19 protein-coding genes and 1 pseudogene are annotated in these 17,727 nt (G+C 68.4%); 8 read left to right on the forward strand and 12 right to left on the reverse strand.

The features are described 5' to 3' along the window. Positions 1 to 470 (forward strand): solute carrier family 23 protein (locus HMPREF2716_RS19465; protein ID WP_305884711.1); only part of this gene is annotated, 470 nt, incomplete at its 5' end. Positions 471 to 525: 55 nt separating this feature from the next. Here HMPREF2716_RS19465 and HMPREF2716_RS19470 read toward each other — a convergent pair. Both HMPREF2716_RS19470 and HMPREF2716_RS19475 read right to left on the reverse strand, forming a co-directional pair. Further along, entirely contained in the window at positions 526 to 774 is a 249-nt protein-coding gene (locus HMPREF2716_RS19470; protein ID WP_003091048.1) for a hypothetical protein, read from the reverse strand. 155 nt (positions 775 to 929) lie between these two features. Further along, entirely contained in the window at positions 930 to 1,511 is a 582-nt protein-coding gene (locus tag HMPREF2716_RS19475) for a cytochrome b (RefSeq protein ID WP_010793186.1), read from the reverse strand. Between the two features lie 457 nt (positions 1,512 to 1,968). Here HMPREF2716_RS19475 and HMPREF2716_RS29875 point away from each other — a divergent pair, with 457 nt between their 5' ends. Then, the gene (locus HMPREF2716_RS29875) at positions 1,969 to 2,100 is read left to right on the forward strand and encodes a hypothetical protein (protein WP_003091046.1); all 132 of its coding nucleotides are present in this window, start codon (positions 1,969 to 1,971) and stop codon (positions 2,098 to 2,100) included. Between the two features lie 19 nt (positions 2,101 to 2,119). Here the strand turns inward: HMPREF2716_RS29875 and cif are convergent, their stop codons facing one another. The 3 genes from cif to HMPREF2716_RS19500 all read right to left on the reverse strand — a co-directional run bounded on the left by cif (position 2,120) and on the right by HMPREF2716_RS19500 (position 5,454). After that, positions 2,120 to 3,079 (reverse strand): CFTR inhibitory factor Cif, encoded by a 960-nt coding sequence (gene cif / locus HMPREF2716_RS19490; RefSeq protein ID WP_003110290.1) that lies wholly within the window; start codon positions 3,077 to 3,079, stop codon positions 2,120 to 2,122. Positions 3,080 to 3,100: 21 nt separating this feature from the next. Beyond that, a complete protein-coding gene (locus HMPREF2716_RS19495; protein WP_003114005.1) occupies positions 3,101 to 4,279 on the reverse strand; it encodes an MFS transporter in 1,179 nt (392 codons plus the stop codon). Positions 4,280 to 4,344: 65 nt separating this feature from the next. Further along, the gene (locus HMPREF2716_RS19500) at positions 4,345 to 5,454 is read right to left on the reverse strand and encodes an alkene reductase (protein ID WP_031800856.1); all 1,110 of its coding nucleotides are present in this window, start codon (positions 5,452 to 5,454) and stop codon (positions 4,345 to 4,347) included. A 125-nt stretch (positions 5,455 to 5,579) separates the two neighbouring features. Here HMPREF2716_RS19500 and HMPREF2716_RS19505 point away from each other — a divergent pair, with 125 nt between their 5' ends. Further along, entirely contained in the window at positions 5,580 to 6,170 is a 591-nt protein-coding gene (locus tag HMPREF2716_RS19505) for a TetR/AcrR family transcriptional regulator (RefSeq protein WP_003119828.1), read from the forward strand. Between the two features lie 10 nt (positions 6,171 to 6,180). Here HMPREF2716_RS19505 and HMPREF2716_RS19510 read toward each other — a convergent pair whose 3' ends face one another. Continuing rightward, on the reverse strand, positions 6,181 to 7,107 hold the full coding sequence (locus HMPREF2716_RS19510) for a LysR family transcriptional regulator (RefSeq protein ID WP_003101450.1): 927 nt from the start codon (positions 7,105 to 7,107) through the stop codon (positions 6,181 to 6,183). 65 nt (positions 7,108 to 7,172) lie between these two features. Between HMPREF2716_RS19510 and HMPREF2716_RS19515 the strand changes: the two genes are divergently transcribed. Both HMPREF2716_RS19515 and HMPREF2716_RS19520 read left to right on the forward strand, forming a co-directional pair. After that, positions 7,173 to 7,787, forward strand: coding sequence for a LysE family transporter (locus HMPREF2716_RS19515; RefSeq protein WP_019395895.1), 615 nt, complete (start codon positions 7,173 to 7,175; stop codon positions 7,785 to 7,787). Positions 7,788 to 7,909: 122 nt separating this feature from the next. After that, on the forward strand, positions 7,910 to 9,418 hold the full coding sequence (locus tag HMPREF2716_RS19520) for a PA2928 family protein (RefSeq protein ID WP_019395894.1): 1,509 nt from the start codon (positions 7,910 to 7,912) through the stop codon (positions 9,416 to 9,418). Between the two features lie 50 nt (positions 9,419 to 9,468). Here HMPREF2716_RS19520 and HMPREF2716_RS19525 read toward each other — a convergent pair whose 3' ends face one another. Beyond that, positions 9,469 to 10,800: an esterase/lipase family protein gene (locus HMPREF2716_RS19525; protein WP_019395893.1), complete on the reverse strand. Its 1,332-nt coding sequence runs from the start codon at positions 10,798 to 10,800 to the stop codon at positions 9,469 to 9,471. Between the two features lie 99 nt (positions 10,801 to 10,899). Between HMPREF2716_RS19525 and HMPREF2716_RS19530 the strand changes: the two are divergent. Next, positions 10,900 to 11,112, forward strand: a pseudogene (locus HMPREF2716_RS19530) (GNAT family N-acetyltransferase); the annotation flags it as partial. 9 nt (positions 11,113 to 11,121) lie between these two features. Here HMPREF2716_RS19530 and HMPREF2716_RS19535 read toward each other — a convergent pair. From HMPREF2716_RS19535 to HMPREF2716_RS19555, 5 genes are read right to left on the reverse strand one after another with little or no spacing between them, the layout of a single operon-like run. Continuing rightward, positions 11,122 to 11,889 carry an ABC transporter ATP-binding protein gene (locus tag HMPREF2716_RS19535; RefSeq protein WP_003101443.1) on the reverse strand — a complete coding sequence of 256 codons (768 nt, stop codon included), beginning with the start codon at positions 11,887 to 11,889 and terminating at the stop codon, positions 11,122 to 11,124. Between the two features lie 20 nt (positions 11,890 to 11,909). Then, on the reverse strand, positions 11,910 to 12,623 hold the full coding sequence (locus tag HMPREF2716_RS19540) for an ABC transporter permease (protein WP_003091035.1): 714 nt from the start codon (positions 12,621 to 12,623) through the stop codon (positions 11,910 to 11,912). Then, positions 12,620 to 13,309, reverse strand: coding sequence for an ABC transporter permease (locus HMPREF2716_RS19545; protein ID WP_003091034.1), 690 nt, complete (start codon positions 13,307 to 13,309; stop codon positions 12,620 to 12,622). The genes HMPREF2716_RS19540 and HMPREF2716_RS19545 overlap by 4 nt, the downstream gene beginning before the upstream one ends. 55 nt (positions 13,310 to 13,364) lie before the next feature. Next, positions 13,365 to 14,150, reverse strand: coding sequence for an ABC transporter substrate-binding protein (locus HMPREF2716_RS19550; RefSeq protein ID WP_003114013.1), 786 nt, complete (start codon positions 14,148 to 14,150; stop codon positions 13,365 to 13,367). A 59-nt stretch (positions 14,151 to 14,209) separates the two neighbouring features. Next, the gene (locus HMPREF2716_RS19555; RefSeq protein ID WP_003101441.1) at positions 14,210 to 15,379 is read right to left on the reverse strand and encodes a M20 aminoacylase family protein; all 1,170 of its coding nucleotides are present in this window, start codon (positions 15,377 to 15,379) and stop codon (positions 14,210 to 14,212) included. A 100-nt stretch (positions 15,380 to 15,479) separates the two neighbouring features. On the opposite strand from HMPREF2716_RS19555, the gene HMPREF2716_RS19560 reads away from it, so the two are divergent. Together HMPREF2716_RS19560 and HMPREF2716_RS19565 are read left to right on the forward strand one after the other, a co-directional pair. Beyond that, positions 15,480 to 16,469, forward strand: coding sequence for a LysR family transcriptional regulator (locus tag HMPREF2716_RS19560; RefSeq protein WP_003119833.1), 990 nt, complete (start codon positions 15,480 to 15,482; stop codon positions 16,467 to 16,469). Positions 16,470 to 16,553: 84 nt separating this feature from the next. Further along, positions 16,554 to 17,727, forward strand: a 1,174-nt coding sequence (locus HMPREF2716_RS19565; RefSeq protein ID WP_048275594.1) for a methyl-accepting chemotaxis protein, incomplete at its 3' end; no start/stop codon positions are given.

Genomic DNA, 17,727 nt, shown 5'->3' on the forward strand with positions numbered 1-17,727 from the left:
CCGCCGTGCTCGGCGGCGCCGGCATCGTGTTGTTCGGCACGGTCGCCGCCAGCGGCATCCGCACCCTGTCGAAGGTGGACTACCGCAACAACATGAACCTGATCATCGTCGCCACTTCGATCGGCTTCGGTATGATCCCGATCGCCGCGCCGACCTTCTACGATCACTTCCCCAGTTGGTTCGCCACCATCTTCCATTCCGGCATCAGTTCCTCGGCGATCATGGCGATCCTGCTCAACCTGGCGTTCAACCACTTCACCGCCGGCAACTCCGACCAGCAGTCGGTGTTCGTCGCCGCCAGCGAGCGGACCCTGCGCTACCAGGACATCGCCGCCCTGCACGAAGGCGACTATTTCCTCGACGGCAAGCTGTACGACGCCCAGGGCAACGAAGTGCCGCTGGCCGGCGACGACAGCCATGGCGCGCCGCCGCGACGGCGCAGCGAAACCGCTGAAGCCGGCAGCGCCTGAGCGGCGCCGCGATGAACGACGGCCCTCCTTGCGAGGGCCGTTTTCGTTGTGCGCTTCAGAACAGCGCCTTGCCGCGGTCCAGGCGCTGGTCCACCAGCCATTTGCCGTGGGCGATGGAGGCGCGCTGGGCGTTTTCCAGGTCGGCGAGGAAGGCGAAGCGCACGGGCAGGGCGATGCGCTTGCTGGTGTGGCCTTCGGGATCGGTGATGTGGCAGCCACCGGCCCAGGGCGTGGGAATGCCCGGATGCTCGACGACGTCGGCGGTGATGGTGTAGCTGCGGTGCTGGCAGTGCAGGCTGGCCATGGCATGCTCCTCTCTGTCGGAGGCCGACCCGGCTACCTGCGCGACGCCTGTGGTTGCCACGGAGGAGCCTCGGGGCGGCGAGGTTTTCCCTGCGTGTCCCTACCTCTATAGCAGATCGTCGCCGGTCCGCCGCGAGAGCCGACGAAGGGCCGCGCTCAGCGGCGCTGGCGACGGCCGAGCATGCGCTCCAGGGTGCCGTCGCGGCGGACCCACTGGTGGTAGCCGGCGGCGAGCGCATGGAGTAGCACCACCGAGGTGCTCAGCCACAGGCCGACCACGCGGTGAACGGCGTCGAAGGGCTTCTCGAATGCCTCCCAGCTCAGGTTCCAGGTGTGCGAAATCCAGGCGAACAGCGCGGTGTCCTTGAAGCTGGGTACCACGAACAGGCCGAAGTCGGTGGGCAGGCGGGTGCCGACGTAGCCGGTGAGCGGCATCACCAGCATCAAGGCATACAGCGACAGGTGCGCGTAGTGCGCCAGGCGGTGCTCCAGCGGCGTCCCGGGGACCGCTGGCAGGCGCGGCCCGCGCAGCCGCGAGACGATCCGAGGGATCAGCAGCAGGCCGACCAGCAGGCCCAGCACCCAGTGCAGGTTGAGTACCGGCAGGCGCTGTGGGTGGTCGTGGCCGAGCACCCAGATGACGAAATAGGCCAGCACGATCGCGCCGATGAAACAGAACGCCATGCTCCAGTGCAGCAGGCGGGTGGACAGGCTGTAGACGGTCGCTGGATGCGTCACGGGAATGCCTCGCAGAGAGTGAAGGCGTGCAATCTATGAAACGTCCGGAGAGCGATCAAACGTATTTATGGATAATCGATAACGGAAAACTTAATCGAAACTTTCACATGTGACGTTATTGCACCGAAACAGTGCTGCGAGTCGCTTTTTTCCGAACCGGAAGCTACTTGGCGGAATAATTCCGGGTCGGGATCATTGTAAGTTGGTTTTTCCTTCGCCCCGGCACTCGCGCCACGCCGGCAGAGCCTGGGGCGGGGCGCGGCTGACCCTCAAGCATTATCGGGAAATATATTCCGTTGTCTTTCCGCTGACGTTTTGCCGACAGCAAGCTGACACAGATGTAATTGAACTCGATCGCTTCGTTTCTATAGTCTTCGAACACTTCGCCGTGCACTTTCAAGGACGGCAAGTGCATATCCTGCGTCTTTTCCGCCATGACGATTCTCGAGGTGAGAGCATGAGTAGTGAGCACGATGGCAAGGACCAGGACGACCTGTTCTCCCCGTTGCCTTACCTGCTGGTTTCCGGCGCTGTCGTGCTCATGACCCTGCTGCTGCGCTGCCTGTTTTGCCCGGGCGAGCAGTTCTGATCGCCCGGACCGGGACGACTCAGCGACCGCGGCTGAGGAAGTCGATCACCAGGCGATTCATCGGCGCGGCGCACTCTTCCGGCAGCCAGTGGCCGCAGCCGGGCAGGACATGGCCTTCGACGTCCTCCGCATAGGCTTTCATCTGCTCCAGCTGGAACGTGCCCATGCCGCCGTGGCCGCCGCCGGCGAGGGTCATGGTTGGCATCTGCAGGCGGGTCTTCGCCAGTTCGGCGTTCTGCCGCACGCTCTCGTTCAACGCGCGGTAGTACTCGAACGAGGCGTTCAGGCTGTGCGGCTTGGCGTACGACCTGGCGTACAGATCCAGCAGGCGCTCGCTGAACACCTCGGTGTTGCTGGCATGGGACTTGATGAAGTGCTCGAGGAAGAAGCGTTCCTTGCCGGCGATCAGGGTTTCCGCCAGGCGGTCGTCGGCGGCGAAGAAACTGAAGTGCCAGACCAGCGACTCGCCCTGGGCGGTGAAGGCCGGGAAGCGGTAGATCCGCGCGTCCGGGATCGGCGCTTCCATGTACACCAGGCGGGCGATGTCGGCCTGGTTCTTCACCACCATCGGGTAGGTGTTCCAGATACCAATGTCGTGGGCCACCAGGTCGAACGGGCGATCCGGGCTGAATTGCCGGGCCAGCTTGTGCAGGTAGACGGCGACCTGTTCGCCGCTATAGCCGGTCTTCGGCGGCTCGGACTGGCCGAGGCCGGGCAGGTCCGGCGCGATCACGGTGAAGCGCTTGGCCAGTTCCGGCATCAGTTGGTGCCATTCGTACCAGGTCTGGCCGAAACCGTGTACCAGCATCACCAGCGGCCCCTGGCCGCCTTTCACGTAGTGCAGCTTCACGCCGTCGACTTCCCGGTAGGCGCTTTCGAAGCCATTCGGGACGGGGAATTCCTCGGCGGCGAAGCCGCCCAGGGAGAAGGTCAGGGCGATGCCGGCCAGGAGGCCGCGGCAGAGTCTATCGAGGATCATGGTTGTGCTTCCTTGGTGGGCTCAGTGAGGGATTTGGCCGCCGAGGGACGGCTCGGTGGCAGCTTGGCGTGGCGCCAGCATCAGCAGCAGGGCCACGGCCATCGCCGCCAGGCAGACCAGCGCGCCGACCTCGCCGAGCGGCGCCAGGCCGCTGCCGTCGATCACCCGGCTGCCGGCGAGGGCGCCGATGCCGATCCCGGCGTTGCAGGCGGAGATGTTCAGCGAGGCGGCGAACGCCGGGGCCCGCGGCGCGGACTTCATCACCCGCACCTGGCCGACGATGAACAGTGCTGCCTGGGCCACGCCCCAGGTCGCCAGGGTGGCGGCGAGCAGCCAGGCGTTGCCGAGGGTCGGCACCAGGGCGAGCATGCCCAGCGCCATCAGCAGGACGAACAGCAGGGTTGCGCCCAGCGGGCTGCGATCCACCAGGCGCCCGCCGAGCCAGTTGCCGAGCAGGCCTACCGCGCCGAAGCCCATCAGCGTCCAGCCGACCAGCGAACCGCTGAAGCCGGCCAGGCGCTGGAGGATGTCGGCCAGGTAGGTGTAGGGGGTGAACATGCCGGTGAAGACCAGCAGCGACAGCAACAGGTGGCCGAGCACCAGCGGTTGGCGCAACACGCTCGCCTGGCTGCGCAGCGAGATACCCGGCCGTCCGGGAATGCGCGGCAGCCAGGCGGCCAGCAGCAGCGCCTTGGCCAGGGCCAGCGCGGCGAGTGCGGCGAATGCCAGGCGCCAACCCCAGGCGTCGGCGATCAGCGTGCCGATGGGAATGCCAAGCACGGTGGCGGCGACGATGCCGAAGAACACCAGCGCCACGGCGCGCCCTTCGCGCGAGGGGCCGGCCAGGTGCGCGGCGGTTTCGCTGGCCATGGCCCAGAACACCGGGAGCGCCAGGGCCGGGACGAAGCGCGCCACGGCCATCGTCCAGATATCGCCGGCCACGGCGGCCAGCGCATTGGCCGCGGCGAACAGCAGCAGGCAGGCGACGAACAGCCGCTTGCGTTCGACGCCCGCCAGCGCGGCGGTGAGGAACGGACCGAAGGCGGCGACGCTGAAGGCGAACAGGCTGACCAGCAGGCCGGCCTGGGCGACGCTGACCTGGAGGTCTGCGGCAAGTGCCGGGAGCAGGCCGACGATGACGAACTCGGTGGTCAGGATGGTGAAGCCGGCGGCGGCCAGCAGGAGGATCGGCAATAGCACGGCAAGACTCCTCCGCGAGCGCAGCCGTGGCCGCGCCCGGGAACGATGCATGGGAGGGAAGGGAATCAGGCCGTAGCGGACTGGCCGAGGGTCGGGTAATCGGTGTAGCCGGCAGCGTCGCCACCGTAGAACCGCGCCTGGTTGGCCTCGGCCAGCGGCGCGCCGAGACGGATCCGCTCGACCAGGTCGGGGTTGGCGATGAACGGCCGGCCGATCGCCACCGCGTCGGCCAGTCCGGCCTGGAGTATCGCTTCGGCGCGCTCGGCGTCGTAGTTGCCGCAGACGATCAGCGGCGCGCGGAAGCGTTCGCGCAGGCGCTCGCGGAAGCCTTGCGGGTAGGCCGGGCCGCCGCTCCATTCCCACTCGGCCAGGTGCAGGTAGGCGATGCCGCGTCGCTGCAGGGCTTCGGCGAGGTAAAGGGTCATCGCTTCCGGCTCGTCGTCGTGCATGTCGTTGATCGTGCCCCAGGGCGACAGGCGCAGGCCGACGCGCTCGGCACCGACCGCGGCGACCAGCGCGTCGACGATCTCCAGCAGGAACCGCGCGCGGTTCTCCAGGCTACCGCCATAGGCATCGCTGCGCCGGTTGCTGGCGCTGGCGAGGAACTGGTCGATCAGGTAGCCATTGGCGCCATGCAGCTCGACCAGGTCGAAGCCGGCGTCGAGCGCGTTGCGTGCGGCGCGGACGAATTCGTCGCGGACCCGGCGGATGTCTTCCAGGGTCATTTCCCGCGGCGCGTCGGCGGGCGCCATGGACCCGCCGCCCTGGCCATCGGCGATGAACACCTGGGCCTTGGCCTGGATCGGCGAGGGCGCGATCGGCGCCTCGCCGCCGGCCTGCAGCGAGCGATGCGACATGCGCCCGACATGCCAGAGCTGCGCGGCGATCAGTCCGCCGGCGGCGTGCACCGCCTCGGTGACCTGGCGCCAGCCGGCCAATTGCGCCTCGCTGTAGATACCGGGGGTGTAGGCGTAGCCCTGGCCGAGGCGGGAAATCTGCGTGCCCTCGCTGACGATCAGCCCGGCGCCGGCGCGCTGCGCATAGTAGAGAGCGTTCAGGGCGGTCGGCACGTCGCCCGCCTGTTGCGCCCGGGAGCGGGTCATCGGCGCCATGACGATGCGGTTGCGCAAGGCCAGGTTGCCTACGGCGAGCGGGGAGAGGAGCAGGTTGGACATGGTCTTTTCCTTTCGAAGGCGGCAGGGAGATGGCTTGAACATCTGTATCGGTCGCTAAATAATATGGCGACGGCAACGCTCGTCAAGTAAATTTATAGTGATCGATACAAATAATGGAGGTCAGGATGGCAACGCGAGGCAGGCCACGGGCATTCGACAGGGACACCGCCCTGCAGCGAGCCATGGACGTGTTCTGGGTGCGTGGCTACGAAGGCGCTTCGCTGGCGGCCCTGACCGAGGCGATGGAAATCAGGCCGCCCAGCCTGTACGCCGCCTTCGGTAGCAAGGAAGGGCTGTTCCGCGAAGCCCTGGCCCACTATCTCGGCCAGCACGGCCGCTATCGCCGGGATGTCCTCGATGGCGCGCCGAGCGCCCGCGAGGGCGTGGCCGAGCTGCTCCGCGAGACCGTCGCGCGCTTCTGTTCCGACGAGTTCCCGCGCGGTTGCCTGGTGGTGCTCGCGGCGCTGACCGGAACCCCGGAAAGCGAGGCGGTGCGGGACGCGTTGAGCGCCGAGCGCGGCGAGTCGATCCGCCTGTTCCGTGAGCGCATGCGGCGCGGCATCGCTGACGGCGACCTGGCGGCGGACACCGACGTGGAGGAGTTGGCGACCTTCTATGCCACCGTGCTGTTCGGCCTCAGCGTGCAGGCCAAGGACCGGGTGCCTTGCGAGCGCCTGCTGGCGGTGGTCGAACGGGCGCTGCGCGCCTGGCCCTGAGCGGGCCGCATCAGGCCGCCGCGCTGCGGCGCAGCCATTCCAGCAGCAGCGTGGCAGGCTCTCCGGCCTGCAACGGTCGCGGGGTCAGCAGGTGATAGCTGCTGCCGTCGGCGAGGAATCCCAGCGGCGCCGCCAGCAGGCCGGCGGACAGATCGTCGCGCACCAGTTGCCAGGGGCCGATGGCTACGCCGAGTCCGGCGCCGGCCGCCTGCAGGCTCAGGTAGAAGTGCTCGAAGCGCTGCCCTTCGGTCGTCGCTGGCGCCTGTCCGGCGAGACGGGTCCAGGTGTTCCAGGCTTGCGGGCGGGTCGCCGTGTGCAGGCGCGGTGCGACGGCGCGAAGCCCGGGCGGGCCTGCATCGAGGTGGAAATGCCGTTCGACGTCGCTCGCCCGGCAGACCGGCCCGACCTGCTCGTCGAACAGCCAGTGGGCATGGCTGCCGGGCGGCCAGGGGAAGTCGTTGCGGCGGATCGCCAGGTCGATGCCGCGGCCGAAGGCGAACGGCCCGCCGCCGGCGACCAGCTGGATCGACAGTCGTGGCTGTTCCTGCATGAATCCGGCGATCCGCGGGATCAGCCAGCGCATCAGCAAGGTCGGTTCGCAGGACAGCACCAGCGCGGTGGGGCCGGCCTCCGCGCGCAGGGTCTCGCCGGTGCGCTCGATCAGGTCGAGGGCCGGGCCGGTGCCGGCGAGCAGGCGCCTGCCGGCCTCGCTGAGGAAAACCCGCTGGCCGCGGCGTTCGAAGAGCGCACAACCGAGTTCCTCCTCCAGGGTCCGCACGGCGCGGCTGATGGCACCGTGGGTCAGGCACAGGGCCTCGGCGGCACGGGAAAAGTTCTCCAGGCGGGCGGCGGCCTCGAAGCAGCGCAGGGCGTTCAGCGAGGGCAGGCGACGGCGCCTGAATGGTGAGTTTTCCTCACCATGATTGTCAGTATTCATCGTTCTCGCTCGGCGCTGGAGACCGGTAGATTGTGTCGTCCATTCTACCTTGGAGCCTTCCAGGCATGACAGAGTTGCTAGCTTTCCTGACCATCACTGTGCTTGCGGTGATCAGCCCCGGCGCCGATTTCGCCATGGTCTCGCGCAACAGCCTGCTGTATTCCCGCCGCGCCGGCCTGCTCACCGCGCTGGGCATCGGCGCGGGGGTGACGGTACATGTCGGCTACAGCATCCTCGGCGTCGGCGTGCTGGTGCGCGAGTCGCTGGCGCTGTTCACCGCGCTGAAGCTGGCGGGCGCCGCCTACCTGGTGTTCCTCGGCCTGCGCATGCTGCTGGCGCGAGAGGACTCGGTGGCGGAGGAGGTGGCGGGCGGCGCCGGGGTTTCGTCCTGGGCGATGTTGCGCAGCGGCTTCCTGACCAATGCGCTCAATCCGAAGACCTGCCTGTTCGTGGTCAGCCTGTTCATGCAGGTGATCGATCCGCATACCGCGTTGCCGGCGCAACTGGGCTACGGGGCCTTCATCGCGCTCGCCCACGTGGCCTGGTTCGGCCTGGTCGCCTGCTTTCTCTCGAGCCCGGCGGTGCGCGGCCGACTCCTGCGTTTCCGCCGGCGCATCGACCAGTTTTTCGGCGCCCTGCTGGTCGGTTTCGGCGTCCTGCTGGGGGCGAAAAGCCCATGAGCATGGACCACTGATGGCCGCTTGCCGCCTTTGAAGCGAGGCCGGCGGCTCCCTAGAATGCGCCGTTCATGCCGTCGCCAGTTGAGGGACGGTCCCAGGATCGCGGGACGCATGGGAGTTGCATGAAGAAGGGAGCGACGCTTTTCGCCGTCCTCTGGGCGGTACTCGGCCTGGGCCTGCTGGTCGGTTTGCCGGTGGCCATCCATTTCATTCTCGGCCAGTACGACGAGGCCGGGTTCAGCGGGCCGCAACTGGTCTTCGAGGAACAGGGCCATTCCTACCTGGCGTTCACCCTCGACGACTATCGCGCCAACGAAGTGGACAACGGCGTAGTGCATGGCAGCAGCCGCAGCTATGCCCAGGTGGTCGACCTGGAGGACGGCAGCCTGCGCTGGAGCGCGCGCCTGGATGCCGACAACGAGCGCGGCGACGACTGGGGTTCCGGCGAACTGCTGGGCCAGTCGTCGCGCTACCTGTTCTTCCTGCGCAACGAACTCTACGTACTCGACCGGCGCGACGCCGCCCCTGCGCTGGCGTTCGACGAGCTGGAGCGGCGCACTGGCGGCCTGCCGTTGAAGTCGGCGCCCTGGGGGAAGGACGCCTATCGCTACGACGAAGGCCGGGGCGGATTGCTGATGCTCGCGCTGGACGGCCGCGTCTGGTTCCTCGACGGCGACAGCCTGGCTCTGCGCGAAGCTCCGGAAGTCGATGCCGCGCGGTATTTCCACGGCGACCCGCCGCCGCCGGCGAGTGCCGGGATCGCTTGGCAGGCGCCGGGCCTGACGCGCCTGCCCGACGGACGCCTGCTGATCCTCGCCAGCGATCACGAGGCCCGAGCGCTGGAGCGTGGCGAGGCGCTGCCGGCAGCGAACCAACGGGCGCGACGCCAGCGCCTGTCACTGGGCACCCTGGATTGGCGGTCGCCGGCGGAGAATCGACTGCGTCCGCTGCTCGACGCGGCCTTCCTGCAGGCTGGCCTGCTGCCCGATCCAGCCGCTGCCGAAGAGCCGCAGCGGCTGCTCGAGCGACCGTCCGAGCGGCAGCGCCAGCATCCGTCGCTGCCGTCCGAGCCGCAGCCGCCGGAAGAGTTCGACGAGCGCGTGGAGCGTTTTCCCAGTACCCGTGCGTTCCTTGCGGCGCGTGACGCCTACCGCCAGGAACGGCGACGCTGGATCGCCGCGCACGATGCCTGGCGGGAACGGGTCGCCGACCTGGAGGCGGCGGCGGATGCCGAGTACCGTCGCCGGCGCGACGAGCAGACGCGCGAGGAGGCGTTGTACCGTCGCTATGCCTCGGCGCTGCCGGGCGGCGATTCCAGGTTGGCGCGCCGTCCCTGGCGAGTCGACGGCAACTGGCTGGTGCTGCACCGGCGCAGCCTGGCCGAGCGTAGCGAGCTGCTGCTCAGCTCGGTTTCCACCGATGGCAGCTTGCTCTGGACCCTGGAGCTGCCCATCGAGCGTCCCGAACGGCTGTTCCGCCTGGATGCCCGCAACCTGCTTCTCAGCGGCCGTGGAGAGGACGGCGGACGGTTGGTGCGGGTCGATCTGCGCCGGGGCAGCGGCATCGTCCATCGCCTCGGGCGCGGCGGCGCGCCATTGCAGCGGGTCGAGTGGCCCGAAGGCCAACCGTGATCGCCTGCGCCCGGCCTGGGTGGCTGCCCAGCGGGGGGCCGGGCGCCGATTCAGGGGTTCCTGAAGACGAATACGCCGCTGTCCACCAGGCGCGTCAGGCGGATGCGCAGCAGCAGGGTGCGGTGGGCGGCGAGGAAGCGCGGCACCTGCGCCAGCGGAATTGCCAGGCCTTCGCTGTCGCCGGGGCCCACCGCGGTATAGCCGACCGGCTGGCGCGGCGGATCGAACGGCGGCTGGGCCGACACGCTGAGCGACAGGGTGTCCACGGCGAAGCCGGCGAGCAGGTCGTCGAGGGAGTCGATCGACAGGTACAGCGAGCGGTAGGCGGGGTTGTCCTCGTAGGGATGGACGTCGGCGATGACCTGCTCGTAGAAGCGCTGTTCGAAACGCCGGTCGCTGTTCAACTTGCGGAAGAACTGGATGAAGTAGTCGCGCACCTCCTGGTCGAGGTCGTCGCAGACGTGGCTGACCAGGTTCAGGTAGCGCGGCGAGCGGCGCTCGATGCCGGGGTCGAGCTGATCGATGCGGCGCTGCCAGGGGAAGCTTGCGCCGCTGCTCCGGTAATCGGCGTCCTCGACCTCCAGCGCGGCGCGGATCAGCTCCAGGGTATGCGGGTTCTTCGGTCCGCGGTCCTTCAGCGCCACGCTGGCGTGGTTCTCGCCGTCGACGATGGCGAAGGCGATCTCGCCGCGCGATTCTTCCAGGCGCCAGCCGGGCCTGGCGCGCTGGCGGACATCCAGTTCGAGGCTCAGGCGGCAGGCGTTGAGGTTCGCCGTGGCGATCCGCACCGTGCCGTCGCCGCCGGCTTCGTTGGCGATGGCTTCGACGCCGCTGTAGCCGGCATTGCCCACCAGCACCGTGGCGAGCAGGCGGCCGGCGCCGTACCAGGCCTCGGCGCCGAACAGGTCGCGCTCGGCGAGTTGCCAGGAGTACGGCGAGCCCAGCTCCAGTCCCTTCAGCACCTGGGTGCCGGTCTGCCCGACGAAGCGGTTCCAGCCTTTCAGTACGCGACCGATGAAGGAGCGTCCCTTGTGCGCCAGCGGCGAGCCGAAGTTGGCCGGGGCGAGCATCAGGAAGCGCTTGACCGGCGCGCTGGCGGGGTCGAAGTGGCGGGTCAGCCAGTCGCGCAGCACCAGGGCGCCGGTGCTGTGCACCACCACGTCAACCGTGCGCGGTGCCCGCGACAGCCCCTGGGCGGTCCAGGCGCGATCCAGGGCGGCGGCGAGGTCGGCGTAGGTGACGTCGTCCTGCAGGGAGATCCAGTCGGCGAGGCGGATCTGCGTCGGCGCGCTGCCGAACCAGGCTTCCAGCTGCTCGGCGAGGCGGCGGAACGACTTCGAATCGTCGCTCCAGCCGTGGACGATGACGATCGAACGGGGCATGTCCGGCATCCTCTGGGGCTGATCCGGGCGACTATAGATCATGCGCCGCGGCGACGTGCCCTGACCTGTGAAAACGTCTAGGATGCGGCGGTCGCCCCCGACTGCCGCCGGCGCGGCATCGCCAGCGCGTTGCTGCGGCAGGCGCGGGACGACTGTCGCGGCGACCGCCTGTTCACTTCCTGCAACCGCTCCAACCTGCCGATGCGGCGCCTGCTGGAGCGCGAGGGATTCCAGCCGAGCGGGGTGATCGACAACCTCGACGAAGGTGATCCGGAGCTGGTCTTCGTGCGTTTCCTCGCGCCGTCGCGCTGAGCCCCGGACTCATTTCAGGTTGCCGGCGAGGAACTGGCGCAGGCGCTCGCTGCGCGGCGCGCCGAACACCTGGTCCGGCGTCCCTTGCTCTTCGATCACGCCCTGGTGGAGGAAGATCACATGGCTGGAAACCTGGCGGGCGAAGGCCATCTCGTGGGTGACCAGGACCATGGTGCGACCTTCCTCGGCCAACTGCTGCATGACTTTCAGCACTTCGCCGACCAGTTCCGGATCGAGCGCCGAGGTCGGTTCGTCGAACAGCATCACCTGCGGCTCCATGGCCAGGGCGCGGGCGATCGCCACGCGCTGTTGCTGGCCGCCGGAGAGTTCGCAGGGATACTGCCGTTCGACCTTCTCCGCCAGGCCGACCTTGGCCAGGTAGTGGCGCGCGCGGGCCACGGCGTCGTCGCGGTTCATTCTCAGGACGTTGACCGGGCACTCGACCACGTTCTCCAGCACCGTCAGGTGGCTCCACAGGTTGAAATGCTGGAAGACCATCGCCAGCCGGCTGCGGATCTTCTGCAACTGCCGGGGATCGGCGGCGCGCAGCTCGCCCAGGGCGCCGGGACGGGTGCGCAGTTCCTCGTCGCCGACGCGGATGCGCCCGGCACAGGGCTTTTCCAGGAAGTTGACGCAGCGCAGGAAGGTGCTCTTGCCCGAGCCGGAGGAGCCGATGATGCTGATCACGTCTCCCTTGCCGGCCCTGAGCGAAACGCCCCTGAGCACCTCATGGCTGCCGTAGCGCTTGTGGATGTCTTCGACCTGCAGGCTGTACATGCGCGTGTCTCCGGGAGAGGTCAGTGGGTTTGCGGTCTGAGGTAGGCCAGCCAGCGCAGCTCGCCGCGGCGGAACAGCCAGATCAGCAGGAAGGCGGTGCCGGCGTAGAGCGCGCCGGCGATGCCGAAGGACAGGAACGGCGCATAGGTGGCGGAATTGACGTCGCGGGCCACCTTGAGCAGGTCCGGCACTGTGGCGGTGAACGCCACCGAGGTGGAATGCAGCATCAGGATCACTTCGTTGCTGAAGTACGGCAGTGCCCGGCGCAGCGCCGAGGGCAGGACGATGCGCCGGTAGAGGGTGAAGCCGCCCATGCCGTAGGCGCGCGCCGCTTCCACTTCGCCGTGGGGCGTGTTCCTGATCGCGCCGGCGAAGATTTCCGTCATGTAGGCGCAGGTGTTGAGGACGAAGGCCAGCACCGTGCAGTTGAAGCCGTCGCGGAAGAACGCGTTGAGAAAGTCCTGGGCGCGTATGGCATTCAGGCTGTAGACGCCGGTGTAGAAGAACAGCAACTGGATGTACAGCGGGGTGCCGCGGAACACGTAGGTGTAGAGCCAGACCGGGTAGCGCAGCAGCGGGTTGCCGCAGGTCCGCGCCACCGCCAGCGGGATGGCCAGCAGGAAGCCAAGCGCCACGGCGAGGATCAGCAGCCACAGGGTCATCGCCAGTCCGGTCAGTTGCAGGCCGTCGGTCCACAGGTAGGCCTGCCAGTATTCGTCGAGTACCGCGTTCATGGCAGCGGCCTCCTGACGCCCAGCGAGCTGCGCCGCTCCAGCCACAGCAGCGCGGCGTTGGAGATTGCGGTGATGGCCAGGTAGATCAGCCCGCAGACCAGGGTGAAGTGGAAGAACTGCAGGGTGCCTTTGCCGGCGTCCTGGGTGGCCTTGACCAGGTCGCCGAGACCGATGATCGAGACCAGCGCGGTGGACTTGACCAGCACCTGCCAGTTGTTGCCGATGCCCGGCAGGGCGTAGCGCAGCATCTGCGGCAGGAGTACCCGGCGGAACACTCGCCAGCGCCCCATGCCGTAGGCTTGCGCGGCTTCGACCTGGCCGGCCGGGACCGCCTGGAAGGCGCCGCGGAAGGTTTCCGTGAAGTAGGCGCCATAGATGAACGCCAGGGTGACGCAGCCGGCGGCGAACGGGTCGATGTCGACCTGGCCGATGCCGAGGGCGTCGGTGACGCGGTTGAGGAGGATCTGCAGGCTGAAGAACAGCAACAGCATGATGACCAGGTCGGGGACGCTGCGGATCAGCGTTGTATAGCCGCTGGCCAGGGCGCGCAGCGGGCGGTTGGCGGCGAGCTTGGCGCTGGCGCCGAGGAGGCCGATGAGCACGGCGCCGAGCAGGGAGCCCAGCGCCAGTTTCAGGGTCACCAGGGTGCCGGCGAGTATCTGCGGACCGAAGCCGTCGAGGAACATTTCACTCTCCATTGCTTGTTGTTGTCGGTCGAGGTGAAAAGCGGCCGGACGCCGTTCAGGGCGTGCCGTAGAGGTCGAAGTCGAAGTAGCGGGCGTTGATTCGCGCGTAGGTTCCGTTGGCGCGGATCGTCGCCAGCGCCTTGTTCAGGTCCTCGCGCAGCGCCACGTCCTCCTTGCGCAGGCCGATGCCGTCGCCGACCCCGAAGTAGCGAGGGTCGTCCAGCACCGCTCCGGCCAGTTCGAAATCCTTGCCGACCGGCTTGTCGAGGAAGCCGTAGCTGGCCTGCACCGCGCCTTGCAGCGAGGCGTCGAGGCGGCCCATGACGAGGTCGGCGTAGACCTGGTCCTGGTTCTGGTAGGAGACGACCCGCACCCCCTTGGCGGCCCATTCGGCCTTGGCGTAGGCCTCCTGGTTGGAGCCCTGGCCGACCCCCACGCGCTTGCCGCGCAGGCTCTCGGCGTCGGGCAGGAGCGCCGAGCCACGGCGTACCACCAGGCGGCTCGGCGCGTTGGAGACGCGGTCGGTGAAGGCGATGTGCTGTGCGCGTTTCGGCGTGATGGTCATCGACGAGACGATGGCGTCGATCTTGCGCGACAGCAGCGCCGGGATGATGCCGTCCCAGTTGCTTTCGACCCATTCGCAGCGGGCTCGCAGCTCCGCGCAGAGGGCTTCGCCGATCTCGATGCCGAAGCCTGCCAGGCGGCCGTCCGGCTGCTTGTATTCGAGCGGCGGGTAGGTCGGGTCGACGCCCAGGCGCAGGACCTTGCCTGTCCAGTCGGCGGCGCCGGCCGGTGCGGCGAGGAGGAGGGAGAGGGCGATGCTGCCGAGGGTTCTTGTCATTGTGGTTGTCCTCTGTCGATCCGCGCGCGCCAGGCCGCGCGCCCGTTGAAAACCCTGGCTCAGGCCAGGAAGCGCTCGGCCAGTCGCACCCAGTAGCTGGCGCCGACGGCCAGGCAGTCGTCGTTGAAGTCGTAGCCGGGGTTGTGCAACTGGCAGCCGCTCTCGCCCTGGCCATTGCCGATCACCAGGTAACTGCCGGGACAGCGTTCGAGGATGAAGGCGAAATCCTCGCTGGCGGTGAACGGCCGCAGTCCGTCGATCAGGCATTCCTCGCCCAGCCAGTCGCGGGCCACCTCGCGGGCGAACGCGGTCTGCCCGGGATGGTTGACCAGCACCGGATGGCAATGCCGGTAGTCGACCTCCGCCCGCGCGCCGAAGCTGGCGGCCTGGCCGCGGGCCAGTTCGCCGATGCGGCGCTCCAGCAGGGCACGGGTTTCCGCGGTCAGGGCCCGGACGCTGAGGATCATTTCGGCGCTGGCCGGGATCACGTTGGAGACCGTCCCGGCATGGATCGCGCCGACGCTGACGATCGCGGTGTCCTGCGGGTCGACGTTGCGCGAGACGATGCTCTGCAAGGCCAGCACGATGGCGGAGCAGACCACCACCGGGTCGACGGTGCGCTGCGGCACCGCGCCGTGGCCGCCGCTGCCGATCACGCGGATGACCACGGTATCGGCCGAGGCCATGAAGGGGCCGGGATGGAAGCCGAGGTGGCCGACGGGGTATCCCGGGACGTTGTGCATGGCGAAGATGGCGTCGCAGGGGAAGCGCTCCAGCAGCCCGTCGTCGAGCATCGCGCGGGCACCGCCGAGGCCCTCTTCGGCAGGCTGGAAGATCAGTTGCAGGGTGCCGCGCCAGCGCGGCGACTCGACCAGGTGCCTGGCCGCGGCGAGGAGCATCGCGGTGTGGCCGTCGTGGCCGCAGGCGTGCATCACGCCGTCCACCTGGCTGGCGTAGGGCAGGCCGGTGGCTTCCTGGATCGGTAGCGCGTCCATGTCGGCGCGCAGGCCCAGCGCTGGGCCCTCGCCGCGGCACAGGGTGCCGACCACGCCGGTGCGACCCACTCCACGGCTGACCTGGTAGCCCCAGGCCTCCAGGCATTCGGCGACCAGCGCGGCGGTTCGCCGTTCCTCGAAACCCAACTCCGGGTGGGCATGGATATGGCGGCGCAAGGTAACCATCTCTTCCCGCAGCGCCGCGATGGCGGGCAGGACGGCAGGCTCGGTCATTCTTCTTGTTCTCCTCAAGGGCTCCGACCGGTGGGCGGCGGGGCGTTGTCGAAGCCGATGGTAGGCAAGCGGGGGACTGGCGGGGAGGCTCGCTTTGGCTATGATGACAACCTTTCGTTGTCACCTCGGTAAGCCCGTGAAACTCCACCAGTTGCAAGCCCTGGTCGCCAGTGCCGACGCCGGCGGCATCCGCGCCGCCGCCCGCGTCCTGGGGATTTCCCAGGCGGCCGTGACCCGCGCGCTGCGCGAACTGGAAACCGAACAGCATCTGCCGCTGTTCGTCCGCACGCCCAGCGGCCTGACCTTCACCGAATACGGCAAGGCGCTGCTGATCCACGCCCGGCTGGTGCTCAAGCAACTGGAGCACGCGCAGGTCGAACTCGACCACCTGCGTGGCCAGGCCAGCGGCCGGCTGTGCATCGGGGTGACGCCTTGGGTGGCGCTGACCTTCCTCTCGGAGGCGGTGCAGGCGTTCCGCGAGCGCATGCCGGAGGTGCGCCTGGAGCTTTTCGAAAGCCTGATGGCGGTGGCCCAGCCATTGCTTCGCGACGGCAGCATGGATTTCGCCATCGGCCCGCTGCACGGCGCCCAGGCGGCCCAGGAATTCGCCTGCGAGAAGCTGCTCGACTACGACACCGCGGTGCTGGTCCGCCAGGGGCATCCGCTGGCGGGTTGCGGCTCGATCCACGAGCTGCTGGAACAGGACTGGGCGTTGAACTACACCGGCGACGGCCACGACGCCCTGATGCGCGAGCTGTTCTGGCGCCACGGTGCCTTGATCGACGAGCGGCGCATCGTCCGCGCGCACTCCGTGGCGATCCTGCAGACCCTGGTGGAGCAGGCCGACATGTGCACCTGGGTGCCGGCGATCATCGGCGCCGCCCCGCCGTTGCTCGGCCGGGTGGTGCCGCTGGCGCTGCGGGAAACCTTCGAGCCACGACGGCTGGGCATCATCACCCGGCGCGGCGGAGCCCTCAGCAATCCGGCGCAATGTTTCGTCGAGTGCCTGCTGCAGGTGATCCGCCGCCACGCCCGCTCGGCGAAGAAGGATGACCGGCGCCTGTTCGAAACCCTGCGCCTGCTAGTCTGATTCCTACTGGCACGGACGTACGGTCGCTCAAGATCGGTCGTGCTGCGACCGATAGCCTGGAAAGCCACGAGCGAGGATGCCGGCATGCTGCAATGGTTCGCTAACCTGTCGTTCCGCAGGAAAATCGCCCTGCCGATCCTCCTGCTCGCGGTGCTTCTGCTGCTGGTGGGCGCGCTCGGCGTGCATGGCATCGCCCAGCTGAACGAATCCAACCAGCGCCTGGGCAAGCGTTTTCTCCCCGGCATCGCCCTGCTGCTCAACGCCGACCGTGATCTCTACCAGGCCTTCGTCGCCGAGCGCAGCCTGCTCGAGGGCCACCTGAGCGCCGAGCAGATCGCCGGCCTGAGGAACGATCACGCGGAAAACCTGCAGCAGGCCCTGGATCGGGTGCGCCAGTACGCGGCGATGCAGCCGGGCGAGGCGGAACTGGCCAAGGTCGCCGAGTTCGAGCGCGGCTATGCCCTCTGGAGCGCGACCTCGGCGCGGGTGCTGAGCCTGGCGGCCAGCGATCCGAGCGCCGCGGCGCAGCTCAGCTACGGTGACAGCGATCGCCAGTTCGGGGCGATGCGCGAGGTGATCAACCAGCTCGACGAGATGGAAGAGGCGGCCGCGGCCGCCGACGGCGAGGCGTCCTCCGCGCTGGGCGAGCGCCACCGCTGGCAGCAGGTGGCGCTGGTGGCGTTCGGCCTGCTGGTGTGCCTGTCGCTGGTGCTGGTGTTCCCCGGCCTGGTGACCCGTCCGTTGCAGCGTCTGCTGCAACGCCTGGAAGAGATCGCCAACGGCGATGGCGACCTGCGCGTGCGCCTGGAGGTCACTTCGCGCGACGAACCCGGCCGCCTCGGCAGCGCCTTCAACGCCTTCCTCGACAAGTTGCAGCCGCTGATCCGCGAGGTCGGCCGGGTCACCGGCGAGGTCGCCGATTCAGCCGGTTCGCTGGCCGGCATGACCGCCGCCAACGATCGTCTGATCAACAGCGAGCACGCATCGGTGGACCAGGTCAGCACCGCCGCGACGCAGATGAGCAGTGCCGTCCACGAGGTGGCGCGCAATGCCCAGAGCGCCGCGCAGGTGGCCGATGACGCCCGCCGGCAGGCGCGCGAGGGCGCCAACGTGGTGGAAGCGACCATCGAGGTGATCCGCCAGTTGGCGCAGGAAGTGGAGAGCAGTTCCGAGAGCATCCAGCAACTGGCCCAGGAAACCGCCAGCATCGACGCGGTGCTGACGGTGATCAAGGGCATCGCCGAACAGACCAACCTGC

The sequence above is a fragment of the Pseudomonas sp. HMSC076A11 genome, from assembly GCF_001810205.1.
GTDB lineage: Bacteria > Pseudomonadota > Gammaproteobacteria > Pseudomonadales > Pseudomonadaceae > Pseudomonas > Pseudomonas aeruginosa.